The sequence below is a fragment of the Neorhizobium sp. NCHU2750 genome (genome assembly GCF_003597675.1).
In the GTDB taxonomy this organism is placed as follows: domain Bacteria; phylum Pseudomonadota; class Alphaproteobacteria; order Rhizobiales; family Rhizobiaceae; genus Neorhizobium.
Genome location: NZ_CP030827.1, coordinates 3,147,162 through 3,163,503, shown reverse-complemented (window position 1 = coordinate 3,163,503; position 16,342 = coordinate 3,147,162). Strand labels below are relative to the sequence as shown.

The window sequence follows — 16,342 nt, the reverse complement described above, 5'->3', positions numbered from 1 at the left end:
CCACCTGCTGCCATGTCCTTCTATGATTGACCAGGCGCACAACTTGCGGTGTTATGCTTGGACGCGAGGGAGAGAGAGCAAATGGCCAAGGCCTATTGGGTTGCCACATATCGATCGGTCAGCAATCCGGATGCGCTGGCCGCCTATGCCAAGCTCAGCGGTCCGGCGATCGCTGCCGCAGGCGGGCGTATCCTGGCGCGGGGCCTGCCGTCGCTCGTCTACGAAGCGGGGCTTGAGCAGCGTACGGTGCTGATCGAGTTCGACAGCGTCGAGCATGCCCAGGCTGCCCATGACAGCCCTGCCTATCAAGAGGCGATGGCCCTTTTGGCGGGTGGCGTCGAGCGGGATATCCGGATCGTCGAAGGGCTTTAGTTCTCGGTGCGGCAGGTATAGCGGGAAGGGGAGGTCCCTTGTCGCTGTCGGGCTCGTCTTCAAAGCGACAGGAAGGTTGCGGAGAAATGCCGGCGATTGACGCATGACATGGTTCGGGAGGAACCGAGCCGGTAGTTCATCTATTGTCGGTACCGAAGGAGGAGGAAAGAATGACGCGCGATAGCCTATACACGGATGCGTCCCGTCCGACAGGACGCCAGCTGAATGTCGCCAGCAGCTGCGGCACGGGCGAGGCCCTATTTCGAAAGGAGCCCAGCCTTGCCAGCATCGAGATCAACCGGGCCCGCAAGGCGCAAGGTGTCTGCAGCAACGTCGAACGCGACGAACATGTCGCGGATGCAGGTGACATTGCCTGAGACGAGGCCATCCGAAACGTGAACCTGGCCCGTCGCCCGTGCGCGCGCCATATGATCGCGCATGACGATCTGCGGGGCAGGCAGGCGCCGGCCGGTTTCATTGCTTGAGCGTCACTTGGGCGGAATTGCGCCTGCGAGCCCGACGCGGACATTGTCGGCGGAGATCATGCCGCCGCCGGCATCGGTTCCCTGAACGGTCACGGCAGTGCCGGCCTTAAGGTCGTCCTTGGTGGCGGAGGCGATGGCCAGGATGGTGGTGTCGGCCGGAATGTTGACCTTCCGCTCGCCGCCATTATAGGCGAGCGTCAGCAGTGGGCCGTTGGCATCCTGGCTTGCTTCCTTGACGGTGGCATTGGTCATCTGGCCGTTCGGCCTTACACCCCAGGCGCGGTCGCCTTCGCCCGTGCCCTTCATCGAGGCCGGGAAGATCACCACCTGCACGGCGCCGTTGATGCCATTGGCGGTTGGCTGCGATCCGACGCCGATGAAATCGCCGGGCTTGATGTCGGAGACACCGGCCTTCTTGATGCCCATCAGGCTGAGGCTCGGCGCCATCATCACCATGACTTCCTTGCCGTCGGTGGTCTTGAGGTTGAAGTTGTCGCCGTCGACGCTTTCGACCATGCCGCTCATGCGGACCTTGTCGGCGGCGTCGGCAGCCTGCGCCGCCATCAGCAGCAGAGCAGCGCCCGCCATCAGAGAAAAGCTGGCCTTGCGGAACATATCACGTTTCATGCTCACTCTCCCCAGATCGCCGTGCATCCGAATGGATGCACAAAGGACGATCTAATTTTTTAGATCTACGCATCGTGCTTTCCGAAAATCGGGGCCGACTTTCGGGCCGATGCTGGAATGTTGTGCCTGTGCTGGAAGTCTTTGATTATCAGTGCGGAGGGGGTGTTGCCAATCACACGAAGGTGACAAAATCCATTGCTGGTCAGGCCGTTGCACCAGCCGTTTTCGTCTGGTGGATCTCGATCAGTGAAGGACCCGCGAGATCGCGAAATGCCTCCAAGGCTACGGGCAATTCGGCGACATCTGAAAGACGCCGAGCCGGCAGGCCGAAGGCCTCGGCGATCTTGAGGAAATCGGGTGGCGTCGGCTTCACGCCTTCCGGGGCGATGCCGCATTCGACCATGTAGCTTTCGATCTCCTGGTAGCCGTCATTGTTCCAGACGAGGAAGATCACCCGCGTGCCGGCATCCTTCGCCGCGCCGATTTCGGCGAGGGTGAACTGGAAACCGCCATCGCCGGTGAGGCAGATAACCGGGGCCTTCGGATCGGCAATCGCCGCGCCGATCGCAGCCGGCGGGCCGTAGCCCAGCGCGCCGTAGCCGGTTGCCGCATTGAACCAGCCATGCGGCCGGCCGGCTTCGTAATAGAGATTGCCTGCATAGACAGCCTGGGTGCTGTCGCCGACGATGATGGTGCCGGCAAGCGTGTCGCGGATCGTGTCCAGCACGGCGATCTCGGCGCGCATCTTCGGGGTGAGTTCGGCAAGAGCCGCAGCACGGCCTGCTTCGGCTCGCCCGGCGCCATTGCCTTGCCGGCTGTTGCCGGTGCCGATGGCGGCCAGCAGGTCGGCCGCCGCATTTTCCGCCGAGGACAAAAGCGAGAGGGCCGCCAGCGGCCCGCGGGCAAGCTGGCCGGCATCGATGTCGATGCGGACGAGGTTTTTGAGCGCCGGGAAGTTGTTATCGACATACATGTCGTAATCGGTCTGGCCCATCTGGGTGCCGAATGCGAGCACGAGATCGGCTTCCGCGACCAGTTCACGCACCGATTTCAGGCTCGGGCTTGCCGGCACCGAGAGCGGATGATGGGCAAAGGCGCCGCGGGCATTGGTGGTGGTCACCAGCGGTGCATCCAGCCGTTCTGCCAGCGCGAGAATGTCCTTGGCCGCAGCCACCGCGCCGCCGCCGACAAGAATGGCCGGCTTTTTGGCGGCAAGACAGAGCGAGGCGGCGTCGGCGATCATCTGCGCTTCGGCGCGGGGACGTCCGGGTCGCGCCATCTGCAGGCGAGGCGGGGCGACGGGGAGCGCCATCACGTCGGTCGGGATCTCGATATGCACCGGTCCCGGCCGGCCGGAGCGGAGGATGGCGAAGGCGCGCTCCATGACGTCGGCAAGATCATCCGGATTGTGCAGCGTGTGGCTCATCAGCGCGAGCGTCGCCATCATGCCGCGCTGGTCGGGCAGTTCGTGCAGGCGCCCACGACCATGGCCAAGCGTGGCGCGGGCATTGACGCCGGAGATCACTAGCATCGGCACCGAGTCCTGATAGGCCTGCGCCATCGGGGTGATGATGTTGGTGAGGCCCGGCCCGGTGATGACGAGGCAGACACCCGGCTTGCCGCTGACGCGGGCATAGCCATCGGCCATGAAGCCGGCGCCCTGTTCGTGGCGGGGGGTGATGTGGCGGATCTTCGAGCCCGAAAGCCCGCGATAGAGTTCAACCGTGTGGACGCCGGGAATGCCGAAGACCACGTCGACGTCATTCACTTCCAGCAGATCGATCAGCGTCTCGCCAACGGTCTTCATCCTGTTCCCTTCAGTTGTTACCTGATATGCGGCGGTGCGTCCTTGGCCTTCAAGACGACGCGGCCCGCCAGATCGCCGACCCGGCGCATCGCGGTTTCCAGGACGTCTTCGGGCACGGTCAGCGAAATGCGCAGGAAATTGGCCGCCTGATCGCCGAAGGAGGTGCCGGGCATGACGGCGACCTTTTCCTGCTTCAGCAGTTCCCAGGCGAATTCCTCGCCATTGAGGCCGGTTGCCGCCACGTCGAGCAGGATGAACATCCCGCCTTCGGGCGGCATCGGCTTGACGAGATTGCTGCCGGCAAAGGCCTTTTCGACGATTGCGGCACGGCTCGCATAGTTCTGGCGCATCACGTCGGCGGTATCGAAATGTTCCGATAGCGCCTTGGCGGTCATGTCGGCGATGAAGGGCTGGACGCCGAACAGCATCGTCTCCGAGACGGCAAGCAGCCGGTCGCAGAACTCTTCCGGTCCTGCCGCCCAGCCGGAGCGGAAGCCGGGGGCGGCATGGGATTTCGAGATCGACGAGACCGCGATCGTGCGCTCCGCCAGTTCCGGCATATCGAAGGGGGAGGCGAAATCGGTGCCTTCAAAGATTAGCTGTTCATAGACTTCGTCGCAGATGATCCAGAGATCGTGCTTGCGGCAGATTTCGCCGATGGCGGCGATTTCTGCCCTGGTCAGCACGGCGCCGGTCGGATTGTGCGGCGTGTTCAACAGCAGGACGCGGGCTTCCGGGGTGATGGCGCGGGCGAGATCCTCTGCCTGAAGGTGGAACTTCTTTTCCGGCCGGAGCGGCACGGGGATCATGTGGGCGCCGGTGGAGGCGATGACGCCTTCATAGGTCGCATAGAGCGGATCGCCGACCAGCACGCCGTCGCCGGGCTCGACCAGGCCGGTCATGACGCAGTAGAGCGCGGTCTGGGTGCCGGGAAAGCAGAGAAAGTTCTTTTCGGTCACGCCCGGTCTGCGCTTTGAATATTTGTCCACCAGCGCCTTCAGCACGGGCGCTTCGCCGCGGCCGTTCGAATAGCGGGTGCGGCCGGCATACATGGCGCGCGATGCCTCATCCAGCAGCGCCTTGTCGGGGGCGACATCCGGTTCGCCGATCGTCAGCTCGATGACATCCTCGCCCTCGGCCTTCATGCGGCGGGCGGTGTGATGCAGGGCCCAGCGGCCGGAGCCGAGATGGGCGAGACGGTCGGTAATCGAGGCATAGCGCATGGGGCAGTCCTTTTGTTCTTGTTCGTCTTGTTCTTGTTGTTTGTCAGCGGGCGGCAGAAAGTTCGCCCGGCTTCAGTCTCAACAGTGCCTCGACGGAGGCAAGTGCACTGTCGGCGAGTTCGTTTTCGGCAAACAGGTCGGCGGTCAACGTGCCTTCCAGCCAGAGACCATCGATCAGCGCGTTCAGCGAGATCGCGAAGCTGCGACAGTCCTTTGAGGACAGCGCCGTGCCCCGTTCGTCGAAAAAGGCGGTGAGCAGCTTTTCCAAGGCACCGAGAAAGGCGAGATAGTTTTCCCGGTGGATCGCGGCGAAAGTCTGGTCGGTCTGGATATGGCTGATGAAGGCCGCCCAGAGTGACAGGGTGCGGGGATCGGTGACCGGGGGCGTGACGTTTGCGACGATGAAGCGGGACAGCCGGGCGCGCGCGCTGCCTGCCTCTTCCGAGGCCTTTATGGCGATCTCGGTCATGCCGTCCATCACCGCCTTGTAGGCCGCCTCCAGCATCTGATCCTTGCCGGTAAAATAATGGCGGATCAGGCCGGCGGTGACGCCGGCGCGGGTGGCGATCTGGCGCACGGTCGCGCCCTGGATGCCGCTCTCGGCGATGCAATCGAGTGTCGCGAGGATCAGGTCCTCACGGCGTTCGGCCTCGCTGGCGCGGGTATAGCTGCGGCGCGCTGGCGTCATGCGGGGGGCTGCCTCTTTACTGTGATGATGGGTGTTCGCTGCTTATTGTACAATTGAATAATTGCCGGCCGGATGCAAGCGGTGTCTTGGTGTGCCCACCCTTGCTGAAATTGCGCTAGCGCCGGCCGTTGGCCAGCCGCAATGCTTCCGGGCGCCCGCGCAGGATCAGCATGGATGCGGCGCCGATTGCCGGGCCGATGGCGAGGACCGAGAAGGTCCATTGCCAGCCGCCGAACAGCAGGGCCAGTTTCGGCATCAGCCAGATGATCAGGATCGTCAGGGCAAAGCCGATGCCCATCTGCAGGGACAAGGCGGTGCCGACATAGCGGCGATCGGCAAGCTCGGTCACTGCGGCGGAAAACTGCGCCGAATCGCCGATGATCGAGATGCCCCAGAGGATGACGATCGCGACAAGCAGCCAGAGCGGGCCGTCGAAGGCGAAGCCGATGAGGAGCGCGCAGATTCCCGAGACGATCATCATGCCGGCGGTGGTCGCGGTTCGGCCATAGCGGTCGGAGCAGAAGCCGCCGATGAAGCAACCGAGCACACCGGAGGCCACGGCCACGAAAGTGAGAAGCGAGGCACTGGCGGAAAGCGCCAGATCGTGAGCCTGATAGGCGGCCGTCAGATAGGCGAGCAGCCAGGCCCACATGGCATAGAGTTCCCACATATGGCCGAAATAGCCGAAATTGACGAGCAGCAGGTTGCGATCGGCGAGTACCGTCGGGATCTGACGCGGGTCGAAGACCGCCTTGCCGAAGGCATCCGGCCCTTCACGCGTGCCGGCGAGGAAGAGGATGGCGGCGACGAGGCTTGCAGCGCTCGAGGCTATGATGACGACATGCCAGTCGACGCCCGACGTCAGGCCGCGCACGAGATGCGGCAGCGAGGAACCGGCGGTAATCGCGCCGATGACGGCGGCGAGCGCCATGCCGCGGCCCCTGACAAACCATGTGGCGACGAGTTTCAGCGCCGGGGGATAGACGCCGGCGAGCGCCATGCCGGTCACCATGCGCAACAGGATGGCGCCGAGCGGACCGGGATCGAGGAGCAGGGCGGCATTGGCTGCGGCGGCAAGCGTTGCGGAAGCGGCCATCAGCCGGTTCATGCGGATGAGATCGGGAAGGTTGAACAGGCTTGCCGCCAGCGCGCCGATGACGAAACCGAGCTGCACGCCGTTCGTCAGCCACCCGGCTTCGGCATCGGAGAGCGCCCACGCGGATTTGAGCTCAGGCGCGATTGCGGTGGCGGAGAACCATGTGGAGAAGGAGAGCACGACGGCCAGGCTGATCGTCGCCAGCATGGTCCAGCGGGTGGTTTGTCTGTGTGCGGTTTGTGATGCCATCCTGTTCTTCCCGGTCTTTTCGCCCGGCAATTCCCTCTCTGGCCTGCCGGCCATCTCCCCCACAAGGGGGGAGAAAACGTGCCGCAATCCCCTGCCTTGATTGGGCTTGGGCGGATCGGCTGGGTTAAGCCCTCCCCCTTGTGGGGAGGGTTGGGAGGGGTCTTGCCTTCATAAGCACGACATTTCAGGCCCGGCGGGGTAGAGGGGGTATTGTTGCCCTCAACGTCATTCCACCCATCGTACCTTAGCCCCCACATGCCTCGCCGGCAGCATCGGCTCTCCGAAGAGTTTCTCACGCAAGCTTCCCTCCCGATAGCTCGTCTTGTAGAGGCCGCGGTCCTGCAGGATCGGGATGACGAGGTCGATGATGTCGTCGAAGCATTCCGGAACCACGGTGCGCGACAGGTTGAACCCGTCGATGCCCACCTGATCCACCCAGTCTGCCAGCGTATCGGCGATCTTTTCCGCCGAGCCTACCATCGGCGGCTGGCGGCTGCCGAGGATCATCTGTTCCAGCAACTTGCGCTTCGTCCATTTCGGCCCGGCCGTGCGGGTCATCGCCTCGACATTGGAGACAATGGCAGCGCTTCTGGCCGTCTCTATCGGCTCGTCGAGGTCATATTTTGAAAAATCGATGCCGAGCGAGGCGGCGGCATGGACGAGTGCGCCTTCGGAACTCGCATGGCGGCGATAGTCCTCGAACTTGTCGCGAGCCTCGCTGTCGGTGCGGCCGGTGATGATGGTGGCGCCCATGAAGATCTTGATGTCGTCCGGGAAGCGGCCGGCCGAGACGGCACGGGCACCGATATCGTCGACGATGGCACGCACGCCCTCCATTGTCTGGCCATTGACGAAGACGCATTCGGCATGGGTGGCGGCGAATTCGCGGCCGCGCGCCGACGAGCCCGCCTGATAGAGAACAGGGGTGCGCTGCGGCGAGGGCTCGCACAGATGCATGGCATCGATCGTGTATTGCTTGCCGTGGTGATGCAGTTTGCGGACCTTTGCCGGCTCGGCATAGATGCCGTTTTGTCGGTCGAAGACGACGGCATCGTCGGCCCAGCTTCCTTCCATGAGGCCGTAGATGACCTGCATGTATTCGTCGGCGAGATCGTAGCGATCGTCATGGGCGGCCTGTCCGGACAGGCCGATCGCCTTTGCCGCACTGTCGAGATAGCCGGTGACGATGTTCCAGCCGATCCGCCCGCCGGTCAGGTGATCGAGCGTCGACATGCGGCGGGCAAACAGGAAGGGCGGCTCGTAGGTGAGGTTGGCGGTGATGCCGAAGGAGAGGTGTTTCGTAACCGCCGCCATGGCCGGCACAAGCAGCATCGGGTCGTTGACCGGAACCTGCACGGCGCCCTTCAGCGCCGCATCGCCATTGCCGCCATAGACGTCGTTGACGCCGACGACATCGGCGAGAAAGATGCCGTCGAACAGTCCGGCCTCAAGCCGCCGCGCATAATCGATCCAGTAGGAGAGTTCCCTGTAGCGATGCGACTGGTCGCGCGGGTGGGTCCACAGGCCTTGCTGGATGTGGCCGACGCAGTTCATGTCGAATGCGTTGAAACGGATTTCGCGCGCCATTGAGCTGCTCATGCTGTCACCCCTCGTTGCGGAATTGATCCGTCTCCTATATGGTCTCTTTGTCTACTATAAGAGACTTGACGATTGCAAGCTGGTGATTGACGGGAGCCGGTTGAGATGGAGCATGATCCTGCCGAGGCGATAGCCGCAACGCTCAGGCATGAGCGGGAGGCGCGGAAATGGTCGCTTTCCGAGCTTGCGGAGCGCTCCGGCGTTTCCAAGGCGATGATCAGCAAGATCGAGCGCCGCGAGGCAAGCCCGACCGCGACGGTTCTCGGCCGGCTGTCCGGCGCCTTCGGCCTGCCGCTTTCGGTGCTGATCGCTGCGGCGGAAGGGGCATCCGAGCGGTTGAGCGTTGCCGAGACGCAGGCGGTGTGGACCGATCCCGAAACGGGTTATGTGCGCCGCGCCGTTTCCCCCGCGGGGGCGGCCGCGGAACTGATCGAGGTCAGCCTGCCTGCCGGTGTGCGCGTGCCCTATCCGGCCTCTGCCTTCGCCTTTCAGCAGCAGCAGATCTGGGTTCTCGAAGGCCGACTCGATTTTTTCGAGGGAAGTGCCGAACATCGGCTGAAATCCGGGGATTGCCTGCTGCTCGGCAATCCATCGGAATGCGTCTTTGCCAATCCAGGCCCGACGGCCGCGCGCTATCTCGTGGTCCTGTCGCGCCGGTAGCGGAACTAATCGGCCACCCGCCGCTTTATCCTTTCAGGCAATTCTGCCGGGAGGAGGATTTGTCATGCAGCCGGGATGGGATCCAGCGCATTATACCAACCATGACGAGGCGAGCCTCATGCTGGCGGAAGAGGTGGCGGCATTGTCGCTCGGCGATGTCGTGGTGGTCGCGCTTTCGCCCGCGCAGGTCGCTCTCGCCTTCGAGGCGACGCGAAGGCTCGGCTGCGAACTCGATCTCCTGCTTGTCGGGCGGATCTTCGCGCCGGGCCATCCCGAACAGCCGGTCGGGTCGATCATCGATCTCGACCGCCCGCAGCTTTCCGTGGACGAGGCCTTGGCCCGCAATTTCCATCTGCCGCCCGGTTACCTGAACAGCGAGCGGCAGCGGCAGACCGCCGAACTGGCGCGGCAGCACTTCATGTATTTGGGCGACGACGACGAGGCGGGCACGCACAGGCATGCCGGCAAGGATGTCGTCATACTGGACGACGGCATGGAGGGCGCCATCCTGCAACGGATCATCCGGCATATGGGGGACGCCGGCGCCCGCACCGTTCGTGTCGTTGCGATCCCATCGGCGGCTGGTGAGGCGACGGACGACAGGGCGGTCGCGCAGATGCTGAAGGAAGCACGGCGCCTGCACCGACTGTTGCATTGACGGCTGCGTCTCGCGTCCGACACGATGATGTGCTAGCTTGTGTACAAGACAGCACAAGAGGATAACGAATGCCCGGCAGCACGACCATGACCATTCGGGTTCCCGCCGAGGTGAAGGAAAAGCTCGAAAGGATTGCAGCCGATACAAGGCGCAGCAAATCGTTTCTGGCCGCAGAGGCTGTGGAGGCCTATGTCGGTCGCGAGCTTGAGATCATCGAGGGGATAAAGCGCGGTCGGGCGGATGCGGATGCCGGACGCGTCGTCTCACATGATCAGGCGATGGCTGACATGAGGGCTGTCGTCGAAGAGGCGCGACGCGTGAAGCTCAAGCCGGAATGAGGGCCGTCGTCTGGTCCGCCGATGCCCATCGCGACATGCTGGAGATCCTGCGCCACATCGCCGAGGATAATCCGGACGCAGCCGAACGTGTGGTGGACGCGTTGGAGGCCGCAGGACGCCGGTTGGGTGAATTTCTGACGGGCCGGCCGGGGCGGGTTGCAGGCACCTATGAGAAGTCGCTCGACCGCCTTCCCTATATCATCGCCTATGAGACCCGGGCGATGGCCGGTCGCGAAACGATTGTCATATTGCGCGTCATTCACACTGCCAGAGATTGGCCGGATGAGGGCTGGCCTCGCTGAAGTACGGTGCGAGGTTTTAGGTCGTATGCGTGGCGCCCTTGCTGCCCCTTACATTCATCTTGTCCCGAAACTCCGACTGCCTCCTCGAACCCTGCGGTGATCACACCTCCACCGTTGCCATCAGCGGCAGGTGGTCCGATGCCTGTCTTGCGAGCGGGGTGGAGACGACTTCGGCGCTGATCGTCTGGACCGCGCCGGTGGTGAATATGTGATCCAGCCGCAGCAGCGGAAAGCGCGAGGGGAAGGTGGCGGGCAGGCTTGCGGTCCGGTGTCGGCGGATGTCGGTGAGCGTGGCAGCGAGTTTGCCGTAGGGGCGGCTTGCGGGGATCGAGTTGAAGTCGCCGAGCAGCACGACCGGGTTTTCTCGGCAGCGCGCATGACCCAGCCAGTCAGGGCCGAGAAGCGTGTCGGCCTGCTTCATCCTGTCGATGCGGCGCAGGCCGAGATGGGTGTTGATCACCTGCAGGCGCTTTTCTCCGAGTTCCACCTCGACCCAGATTGCGCCGCGCTGTTCGCCAACTGACGGCAGGGGGCCGGCCTTGACCAGTGTCGCCGGCAGGGCGGTGAGGATGGCGTCACCATAGCGCTCTTCCTCGACATCGAGCGCGGCATGGAAATGGTACTGTAGCTTGAGGATTTCGGCGATCGCATGGGCCTGGTCTATGCCGCCGGTGCGCCTTCTGCCGACATCGAGTTCCTGCAGGCCGATAATATCCGGCGCAAGTGATGCGATGACGTCGGCCACCCGCGCGGGGTCTAGCCGCCGGTCGGTGCCGATGCAGCTATGGACGTTATAGGTCAGGAGCCTGAGGCGGCGGGGTGCCGCGCCAATTTCGGATTGCGGCTCTGGTTCTGGCTCTATTTCTGGCGGGCAAGCTGACTGCATAGGGCAGGGAACACCTTTGACCGGCTTTCGTTCCCCCTTTGCAGCAGAATGACGGGCCGCAGAATGGCGGCCAGCGGCATCGCAGGTAGCGGAATGACAGGAGGCGGAATGAACGGCAGGACGCAAATCGCACATAGGGCCGTACATGTGGCCGTGCTTGCCGCCATCGCTATCGCCGCCTTCTTCGTCTATCGCAGCCTCGGTCGCTATTCGTGGGCAGAGATCGCAGAGGCGGTTCAGGCCATTCCGTTGGCGAGGCTCGGTTCCGCCCTCGTCTTCGTCGCGGCATCCTATCTCTGCCTTTCCGGGTTCGACACGCTGGCGGTCCGTTACGCGGGCAAGCCGCTTCCATGGCGGCAGGCGGGGCTTGCCTCCTTCTGCGCGCTGTCGATCGGCCATAATGTCGGCATGGCGGCGCTCAGCAGCGGCGCGGTTCGCTATCGCTTCTATTCGCGCTTCGGGCTTTCGGGTGGCGAGATTGCGAAAGTGATCGGCTTTTGCGGCATTACCGTCGGGCTCGGGCTTGCGGCACTCGCCGCCATCGTGTTGCTGCTCGACCTCGGGCCGGATACCGATCTGTTCGGCATCGATGCCGGGACGCGGATTGCGGCGGGGCTTGGCTGCCTTGCCGTTCCGACCGGCTATCTGCTGATTTGCGCACTGCGTCTGCCGGTGCGACTGCGCCAATGGCGCATAGAGCCACCGGGTATCGGGCTTGCCGCCCTGCAGGTCGGTATCGGCACGCTGAACTTCGCTTGCGTGGCCGCTGCGATCCACCAGCTCGTCGCGGTGTTCGGACCGATCTCCTATTTCGAGGTCGCAGGCGCCTATGTGACGGCCAATATCGCGTCGCTGATCAGCCATGTTCCGGGCGGGCTCGGCGTGCTGGAGGCGACCATGCTCGGCATTCTGCCGGGCAAGGAGATCATCGGGGCGCTGGTTGCCTTCCGGGTTCTCTATTTCTTCGTGCCGCTCGCCATCGGGCTGCCGACCTTTCTTCTGAGCGAGGCCTACTATCGGCATCGCCCGTCCTGCCGACTGGAGCGGCGTGCTGCAGAGAGATCGTAAAAGTCAGCGCGCCCGGATGACGGTGTGGCTCAGCGGAAGACGCGCCGCGCGCAAAGGCGGGCGACGAAGCGGCGCAGGCCGGCCTGGAACTGCGGCACCGGCCAGAAGGGCTGTTTCGGGTCGACGATCGCGGTGCCGGGCAGGCTTTCCGTCTCGCCCTTTTCGACATCCACGTCGAAGGGCTTCAGGTGCCGGTCGTTGACGTTCAGCATCTCGATGGTGCGGATCAGCGAGCCGGTTTCCTCGAAATGGCGCCGCACCAAAGCCGGATCGGCAGCGAGGTGTTCGGCAATCAGGTCGGTCCGCAGATCGATAATTGCGGCGCGGCCGGCCTCGTCCTGCGGCTCCATGGCCAGATCGCTTTCGGTATCCAGTCCCTCGGATCGGTTATTGAGGTTTGAGGAACCGACGCGGACAAAACGGTCGTCGGCGATGATCAGCTTGGAATGGACGATGATTTCCTGCTCGCTGCCCTCATCGTCCTTCGTCACCGAATAATAGACGCGCAGGCGGTCATAGCGGTCGGCGCGCTTCAGCCGGCGGATCAGCCGCGTGCGGTTATGGCCCATCATCAGCTTTTCAAGAAAGCCGTGGGATTCGCGGGTGACGATGACGACGATTTCCGGGCCGTTCTGGCGGCGAAGCCTTCTGGCAAGCGTGCGGGCGACGCCGAAGGAGGCGAGATACTGGGTCTCGACGTAGAGATGGTGTTCGGCGGCCTTCAGCGCGTCGTGGGTGAGGCGGATCGCCTCGCGGTGGCCGCGGCGACCTTTCCATTTCCATGGCTCGGTCAGCGCGATGCCGGTTTGGCAATTTCGAAGTGCCGGTTCGAGGTCCGATGGCCAGGGGGCGGGGCCGGGCACATCCACGGGCGAGAGCGTCTCGCCATGGGTCTTGCGCCAGCGCCGCCTGGCAATATCGCCGATCAGCCGGGCCGTTTCGCCGGTGACGATCGTCTGCATGTCATGGACGGGGCCGTAGGGCGTGCCGTCCGGCGACACGCGATCGGGATTGACGGACCTGTGCTGCCGGTCATCCCAGCGGCGGGCGGTCAGGTCTATGCCGCCGAGAAAGGCCGTCCTGTCATCGATGGCGACGATTTTCTGGTGATGGCTTGCCCTCAAGGGATGGCGGAAATCGAAGCGCAGGTCGATACGCTCATGATCGGACCAGTCCATCCTGCCGAACATTCTGAGGCTCTTGCCGGAATAGACCGGGCCCATGCCCCAGACGAGGATGCGTACCTGAAGCTCAGGCTTTTCCTCGACAAGGCGGCGCAGCAGCGCACCGATCGTCTCGGAGCCCTCCTCGCGGGGACGCAGGCGGATATCGGGATTGAAATCCCAGCCGACGATGAAGATGGATTTTTCCGCTAGGCGCAGCATCTCGTCGAGGCGGCTGAAATAGTCTTCGCCGTCGATGAGAAACGCAACTCGCGCCGCAATCGCCGATCGCCAGACATTCCTGCCCGGCCGGATGATCCGGTCGCGATTGAAAGCCTGCTCAATCGAGCCCGAACTGGAAAACTTGCTCACGTCCACCGTCATCACCTCTGCATTGCAACAAAGGAACGCGACGGTCGGGGTGTTTGTTCCAGCCTTATCCCGTCTTCAGGTCAGCCTGCCTTATGGGTCTGTGGTGCGGAAACGGTGGTCTCGAACGATCCCGAATGAGTATCGTCGACAAGTTTCATCGCAGCAAAGACGGCAATAAGGATGCCGGCGGTGACGACGAGCAGCTTCCACAAACAGGGTTTGAACTCGGCTGCCTGTTGGGGCCGGGACAAATCGTGGCCCGGCGCACTCTTACTGGTAACTGTCATAGCGTTCTCGTTAGCGCCGCCCTTCTATACCGCGTTTCCCGGCGGCATGTAGATAGGCGGACTGTTTGTCTCATCCGGATTTGGGACTGGCGCCTCGTCAGGCAGCCGGTCCGGATCCGGTTCATCGATCGGCGGATCCGGGATCCATCCCGGTGCCGGCATAGGCGGCTCGTCGGTCGGTTCTCGAGGATCTGGGCTCATCGGCGCCTCCATTATTCCATCGACAACCATTTATGCAAGTGAAGGTTCCGCTCTTTCTACGATGGTCTGATATGCTGTGCATGCATCTCTGGAGGGTATTGTCGCGCGACTTCGCGTCGCATTGCCTTGGAACCTCCTGCCCGCTTTCGGGGTTGCCTATGGCGATCACGGATCCGTGTACTATCTTTTCCATCAAGGAGGGACCCGCGAGATGACCCATGCGAAAGACAATTTCATCGCCTGGCTGAAGAGCGCCCATGCGATGGAGGAACAGGCCGCCACCATGCTGGCTGCACAGACCAAGCGGCTCGAAAACTATCCCGACCTGAAGGCCCGCATGCTCGCGCATCTCGACGAGACGCGCCGGCAGGCGGAAGACCTGCAACTGCTGCTCACCCGGCTTTCAGGCACGCCTTCGACCTTGAAAGACATTGCCGGGCGGATTGCAGCGACGGTGCAGGGCATTCCGGGGCTGCTCGTCAATGACGAGGTCGTCAAGTTCGTCTCGGCCGCCTACGGGTTCGAGCATCAGGAGATCGCTACCTATAGGGTGCTGATCACCGCCGCCGACGAACTGGGCGAGCGCGAGGCACAAGCCGTGCTCGAACGCATTCTCGCCGAGGAAATGGCGATGGCCGCGTGGCTCGAAGACAATCTCGACCCAATTACGCGTGTGTTCCTGATGCGCGACGAGCGCGACCTGCAGGCCAAAAGATGATGGCCAGGCGATAGGGCGGTGCGGCGTCAGCCGAAGAAATCGTGGCCGTCGAAATGGCGGTGAAGGCTGCCCTCGTCCTTGATGCCACCCTGATAGAGCTGGATCATCTGGGCGGCGACATCGCTTGCCGCATTGCTGCCGTCGGTCAGCCCGTGTTCGAGGCAAACATCATCGAAGACGCGTTTCAGAAATGCGAGTTCGGCCGGTTCGAATGTACTGGTCAGTGCTGCAGGATACATGTCTTGCCTCCGTCATGGGGGCGAAAGCGCTGCGAGTCCCCACTCTCGGCCTTTCAGTCGCCGGCGCCCTACCCGATAGCCGACGATGGAGGGAGCCTACTCCCTTCCATGACCTTTGCAAGCGGCCGGAGATTAAATGAAGGTAAGGTTTCGATGATATTTACATCGGCACGGCAAAGCCCTCGGCCCGCCGATCCCTGCGCTCAGCGTGCGGACTTTACGATCTCCGGACGATAGGCCTGCATCTTTTCATCGGCATCGCGGCTGACTTCGGCATCCGGCTCTCCAACGATCCGGCTTTCGATCCAGGAACGCGGGTTGCGGCGCGGCGTGAGATAGCCGACCGGAAGGGCCACGGCCTGCAGGAAACGGATCAGCATGGCGTAGATGCCGGTCTTCACGCCGCCGGCGTGATGAATGCTGGCAACCGCGATGAGAGCGAGGCCGGCTGCAACGACGGCGCTGGAAAATGCCAGGCTCGGCAGGAAGGCGATGAGTGCTGCAGAGATGAGAATGAAGGCCCAGGCGAGGGCGAGCATCTTCAGTTCCGGCAGATCGCGCAGAAGGCGGGTGAAATAGGGCTTTCCGCTGGCGGCGCGCAGCAGTTCGCCCATGCCGAACGGTTCCTTGGTGCGCATCTGCTCCAGAAGCAGGTCACGCGAGCGAGCGCCTTCTCCCTGGTGGCGGGCAAAGCGGCGATCGAGGCGGTGCAGCTTCCAGCCGCTCGAACGCAACCGGATGCCGAGGTTGAGTTCCTCGTAACCATGCAGGTTGCGGTCGGCCATGTAGTCGATCGCGTCGATCGCCCTGCGGCGATAGAGGCCGCCGCCGGCCAGACGCTCGACAGAGCCGATACGGGTATCGGGGGTGAAGCCGGCGCCGGATGTGGTGGCGGTCTCGATGCGGCCCGTCACGCCGCCGGTGTGGCGATGGCGTTCAAGGAAGGCGATGCCTTCCACCAGGAAATCGGGATCGAGATCCATGTCGCCTTCGATGACGCAGACGAATTCGTGGCGGGCATATTGATAGCCGAGTTGCGAGCCGGCGCCGCTGCGGAAGCGGGCGGGGCGGGCGATCTGGACCACACGGACGGGATAGCTGGAGGCGATGCGGATCGTCTCGTCGCGGGAGCCGAGATCGGTGACGATCACCTCGCCCTGACCCTCGGGAAGTGCAGCCAGCGCGCATTCGATGGCGCGGCCGATGCGCTTTTCGTCATTCAAGGTCTTGATGATGATCGATACGGTCATGGTCTGCTACTCCCTGACTTGGTCACGACGGCTGCCCTGTCGATCCGGCCTTCA

Annotated in this window: 19 protein-coding genes; 8 read left to right on the top strand and 11 right to left on the bottom strand. The window is 63.3% G+C overall.

The genetic code is table 11. The annotated features are described in order from the left end of the window. Positions 1 to 81 precede the first annotated feature (81 nt). A complete protein-coding gene (locus tag NCHU2750_RS15500; RefSeq protein WP_119941327.1) occupies positions 82 to 372 on the top strand; it encodes a DUF1330 domain-containing protein in 291 nt (96 codons plus the stop codon). A 170-nt stretch (positions 373 to 542) separates the two neighbouring features. Continuing rightward, positions 543 to 749: a hypothetical protein gene (locus NCHU2750_RS30585; protein WP_162939648.1), complete on the top strand. Its 207-nt coding sequence runs from the start codon at positions 543 to 545 to the stop codon at positions 747 to 749. Between the two features lie 111 nt (positions 750 to 860). On the opposite strand, the gene NCHU2750_RS15490 is transcribed toward NCHU2750_RS30585, so the two are convergent. From NCHU2750_RS15490 to NCHU2750_RS15465, 6 genes are all read right to left on the bottom strand, one after another. Further along, the gene (locus NCHU2750_RS15490) at positions 861 to 1,484 is read right to left on the bottom strand and encodes a hypothetical protein (RefSeq protein ID WP_245480258.1); all 624 of its coding nucleotides are present in this window, start codon (positions 1,482 to 1,484) and stop codon (positions 861 to 863) included. A 202-nt stretch (positions 1,485 to 1,686) separates the two neighbouring features. After that, positions 1,687 to 3,291 (bottom strand): 5-guanidino-2-oxopentanoate decarboxylase, encoded by a 1,605-nt coding sequence (locus NCHU2750_RS15485; protein ID WP_119941325.1) that lies wholly within the window; start codon positions 3,289 to 3,291, stop codon positions 1,687 to 1,689. A 17-nt stretch (positions 3,292 to 3,308) separates the two neighbouring features. After that, on the bottom strand, positions 3,309 to 4,514 hold the full coding sequence (locus tag NCHU2750_RS15480; protein ID WP_119941324.1) for a pyridoxal phosphate-dependent aminotransferase: 1,206 nt from the start codon (positions 4,512 to 4,514) through the stop codon (positions 3,309 to 3,311). A gap of 43 nt (positions 4,515 to 4,557) precedes the next feature. Continuing rightward, positions 4,558 to 5,202, bottom strand: a complete 645-nt coding sequence (locus NCHU2750_RS15475) for a TetR family transcriptional regulator C-terminal domain-containing protein (protein ID WP_119941323.1) — start codon at positions 5,200 to 5,202, stop codon at positions 4,558 to 4,560. A 115-nt stretch (positions 5,203 to 5,317) separates the two neighbouring features. Continuing rightward, a complete protein-coding gene (locus tag NCHU2750_RS15470) occupies positions 5,318 to 6,547 on the bottom strand; it encodes an MFS transporter (RefSeq protein ID WP_119941322.1) in 1,230 nt (409 codons plus the stop codon). A gap of 225 nt (positions 6,548 to 6,772) precedes the next feature. Further along, the gene (locus NCHU2750_RS15465; protein WP_119941321.1) at positions 6,773 to 8,134 is read right to left on the bottom strand and encodes an LLM class flavin-dependent oxidoreductase; all 1,362 of its coding nucleotides are present in this window, start codon (positions 8,132 to 8,134) and stop codon (positions 6,773 to 6,775) included. 117 nt (positions 8,135 to 8,251) lie between these two features. On the opposite strand from NCHU2750_RS15465, the gene NCHU2750_RS15460 reads away from it, so the two are divergent. The 4 genes from NCHU2750_RS15460 to NCHU2750_RS15445 all read left to right on the top strand — a co-directional run bounded on the left by NCHU2750_RS15460 (position 8,252) and on the right by NCHU2750_RS15445 (position 10,104). Next, the gene (locus NCHU2750_RS15460; protein WP_119941320.1) at positions 8,252 to 8,806 is read left to right on the top strand and encodes a helix-turn-helix domain-containing protein; all 555 of its coding nucleotides are present in this window, start codon (positions 8,252 to 8,254) and stop codon (positions 8,804 to 8,806) included. Between the two features lie 64 nt (positions 8,807 to 8,870). Then, positions 8,871 to 9,464, top strand: a complete 594-nt coding sequence (locus NCHU2750_RS15455) for a hypothetical protein (RefSeq protein WP_119941319.1) — start codon at positions 8,871 to 8,873, stop codon at positions 9,462 to 9,464. Positions 9,465 to 9,532: 68 nt separating this feature from the next. After that, positions 9,533 to 9,802 (top strand): CopG family ribbon-helix-helix protein, encoded by a 270-nt coding sequence (locus NCHU2750_RS15450; protein WP_119941318.1) that lies wholly within the window; start codon positions 9,533 to 9,535, stop codon positions 9,800 to 9,802. Then, positions 9,799 to 10,104 carry a type II toxin-antitoxin system RelE/ParE family toxin gene (locus NCHU2750_RS15445; protein WP_119941317.1) on the top strand — a complete coding sequence of 102 codons (306 nt, stop codon included), beginning with the start codon at positions 9,799 to 9,801 and terminating at the stop codon, positions 10,102 to 10,104. The genes NCHU2750_RS15450 and NCHU2750_RS15445 overlap by 4 nt, the downstream gene beginning before the upstream one ends. A 100-nt stretch (positions 10,105 to 10,204) precedes the next feature. On the opposite strand, the gene NCHU2750_RS15440 is transcribed toward NCHU2750_RS15445, so the two are convergent. Then, on the bottom strand, positions 10,205 to 10,990 hold the full coding sequence (locus NCHU2750_RS15440; protein WP_119941316.1) for an endonuclease/exonuclease/phosphatase family protein: 786 nt from the start codon (positions 10,988 to 10,990) through the stop codon (positions 10,205 to 10,207). A gap of 108 nt (positions 10,991 to 11,098) precedes the next feature. Here NCHU2750_RS15440 and NCHU2750_RS15435 point away from each other — a divergent pair, with 108 nt between their 5' ends. Further along, a complete protein-coding gene (locus tag NCHU2750_RS15435) occupies positions 11,099 to 12,058 on the top strand; it encodes a lysylphosphatidylglycerol synthase domain-containing protein (RefSeq protein ID WP_119941315.1) in 960 nt (319 codons plus the stop codon). Between the two features lie 29 nt (positions 12,059 to 12,087). On the opposite strand, the gene NCHU2750_RS15430 is transcribed toward NCHU2750_RS15435, so the two are convergent. Both NCHU2750_RS15430 and NCHU2750_RS30580 read right to left on the bottom strand, forming a co-directional pair. Further along, positions 12,088 to 13,599 carry a phospholipase D-like domain-containing protein gene (locus NCHU2750_RS15430; RefSeq protein WP_245480257.1) on the bottom strand — a complete coding sequence of 504 codons (1,512 nt, stop codon included), beginning with the start codon at positions 13,597 to 13,599 and terminating at the stop codon, positions 12,088 to 12,090. A gap of 74 nt (positions 13,600 to 13,673) precedes the next feature. Beyond that, positions 13,674 to 13,880: a hypothetical protein gene (locus NCHU2750_RS30580; RefSeq protein WP_162939647.1), complete on the bottom strand. Its 207-nt coding sequence runs from the start codon at positions 13,878 to 13,880 to the stop codon at positions 13,674 to 13,676. A 412-nt stretch (positions 13,881 to 14,292) separates the two neighbouring features. Between NCHU2750_RS30580 and NCHU2750_RS15420 the strand changes: the two genes are divergently transcribed. Then, entirely contained in the window at positions 14,293 to 14,799 is a 507-nt protein-coding gene (locus NCHU2750_RS15420) for a ferritin-like domain-containing protein (protein ID WP_119941312.1), read from the top strand. Positions 14,800 to 14,825: 26 nt separating this feature from the next. Here NCHU2750_RS15420 and NCHU2750_RS15415 read toward each other — a convergent pair whose 3' ends face one another. Together NCHU2750_RS15415 and NCHU2750_RS15410 are read right to left on the bottom strand one after the other, a co-directional pair. Further along, positions 14,826 to 15,038, bottom strand: coding sequence for a hypothetical protein (locus NCHU2750_RS15415; protein WP_119941311.1), 213 nt, complete (start codon positions 15,036 to 15,038; stop codon positions 14,826 to 14,828). A gap of 203 nt (positions 15,039 to 15,241) precedes the next feature. Continuing rightward, entirely contained in the window at positions 15,242 to 16,288 is a 1,047-nt protein-coding gene (locus NCHU2750_RS15410) for a glycosyltransferase family 2 protein (RefSeq protein ID WP_119941310.1), read from the bottom strand. Between the last annotated feature and the right edge of the window lie 54 nt (positions 16,289 to 16,342).

Coding starts and splice junctions, on each gene's coding strand:
- NCHU2750_RS15435 (WP_119941315.1), top strand. CDS start 11,099: ATGAACGGCAGGACGCAAATCGCACATAGGGCCGTACATGTGGCCGTG.
- NCHU2750_RS15470 (WP_119941322.1), bottom strand. CDS start 6,547: ATGGCATCACAAACCGCACACAGACAAACCACCCGCTGGACCATGCTG.
- NCHU2750_RS15500 (WP_119941327.1), top strand. CDS start 82: ATGGCCAAGGCCTATTGGGTTGCCACATATCGATCGGTCAGCAATCCG.
- NCHU2750_RS15445 (WP_119941317.1), top strand. CDS start 9,799: ATGAGGGCCGTCGTCTGGTCCGCCGATGCCCATCGCGACATGCTGGAG.
- NCHU2750_RS15460 (WP_119941320.1), top strand. CDS start 8,252: ATGGAGCATGATCCTGCCGAGGCGATAGCCGCAACGCTCAGGCATGAG.
- NCHU2750_RS15455 (WP_119941319.1), top strand. CDS start 8,871: ATGCAGCCGGGATGGGATCCAGCGCATTATACCAACCATGACGAGGCG.
- NCHU2750_RS15480 (WP_119941324.1), bottom strand. CDS start 4,514: ATGCGCTATGCCTCGATTACCGACCGTCTCGCCCATCTCGGCTCCGGC.
- NCHU2750_RS15415 (WP_119941311.1), bottom strand. CDS start 15,038: ATGTATCCTGCAGCACTGACCAGTACATTCGAACCGGCCGAACTCGCA.
- NCHU2750_RS15475 (WP_119941323.1), bottom strand. CDS start 5,202: ATGACGCCAGCGCGCCGCAGCTATACCCGCGCCAGCGAGGCCGAACGC.
- NCHU2750_RS30580 (WP_162939647.1), bottom strand. CDS start 13,880: ATGACAGTTACCAGTAAGAGTGCGCCGGGCCACGATTTGTCCCGGCCC.
- NCHU2750_RS15420 (WP_119941312.1), top strand. CDS start 14,293: ATGACCCATGCGAAAGACAATTTCATCGCCTGGCTGAAGAGCGCCCAT.
- NCHU2750_RS15410 (WP_119941310.1), bottom strand. CDS start 16,288: ATGACCGTATCGATCATCATCAAGACCTTGAATGACGAAAAGCGCATC.
- NCHU2750_RS15440 (WP_119941316.1), bottom strand. CDS start 10,990: ATGCAGTCAGCTTGCCCGCCAGAAATAGAGCCAGAACCAGAGCCGCAA.
- NCHU2750_RS15485 (WP_119941325.1), bottom strand. CDS start 3,291: ATGAAGACCGTTGGCGAGACGCTGATCGATCTGCTGGAAGTGAATGAC.
- NCHU2750_RS30585 (WP_162939648.1), top strand. CDS start 543: ATGACGCGCGATAGCCTATACACGGATGCGTCCCGTCCGACAGGACGC.
- NCHU2750_RS15490 (WP_245480258.1), bottom strand. CDS start 1,484: ATGAAACGTGATATGTTCCGCAAGGCCAGCTTTTCTCTGATGGCGGGC.
- NCHU2750_RS15450 (WP_119941318.1), top strand. CDS start 9,533: ATGCCCGGCAGCACGACCATGACCATTCGGGTTCCCGCCGAGGTGAAG.
- NCHU2750_RS15465 (WP_119941321.1), bottom strand. CDS start 8,134: ATGGCGCGCGAAATCCGTTTCAACGCATTCGACATGAACTGCGTCGGC.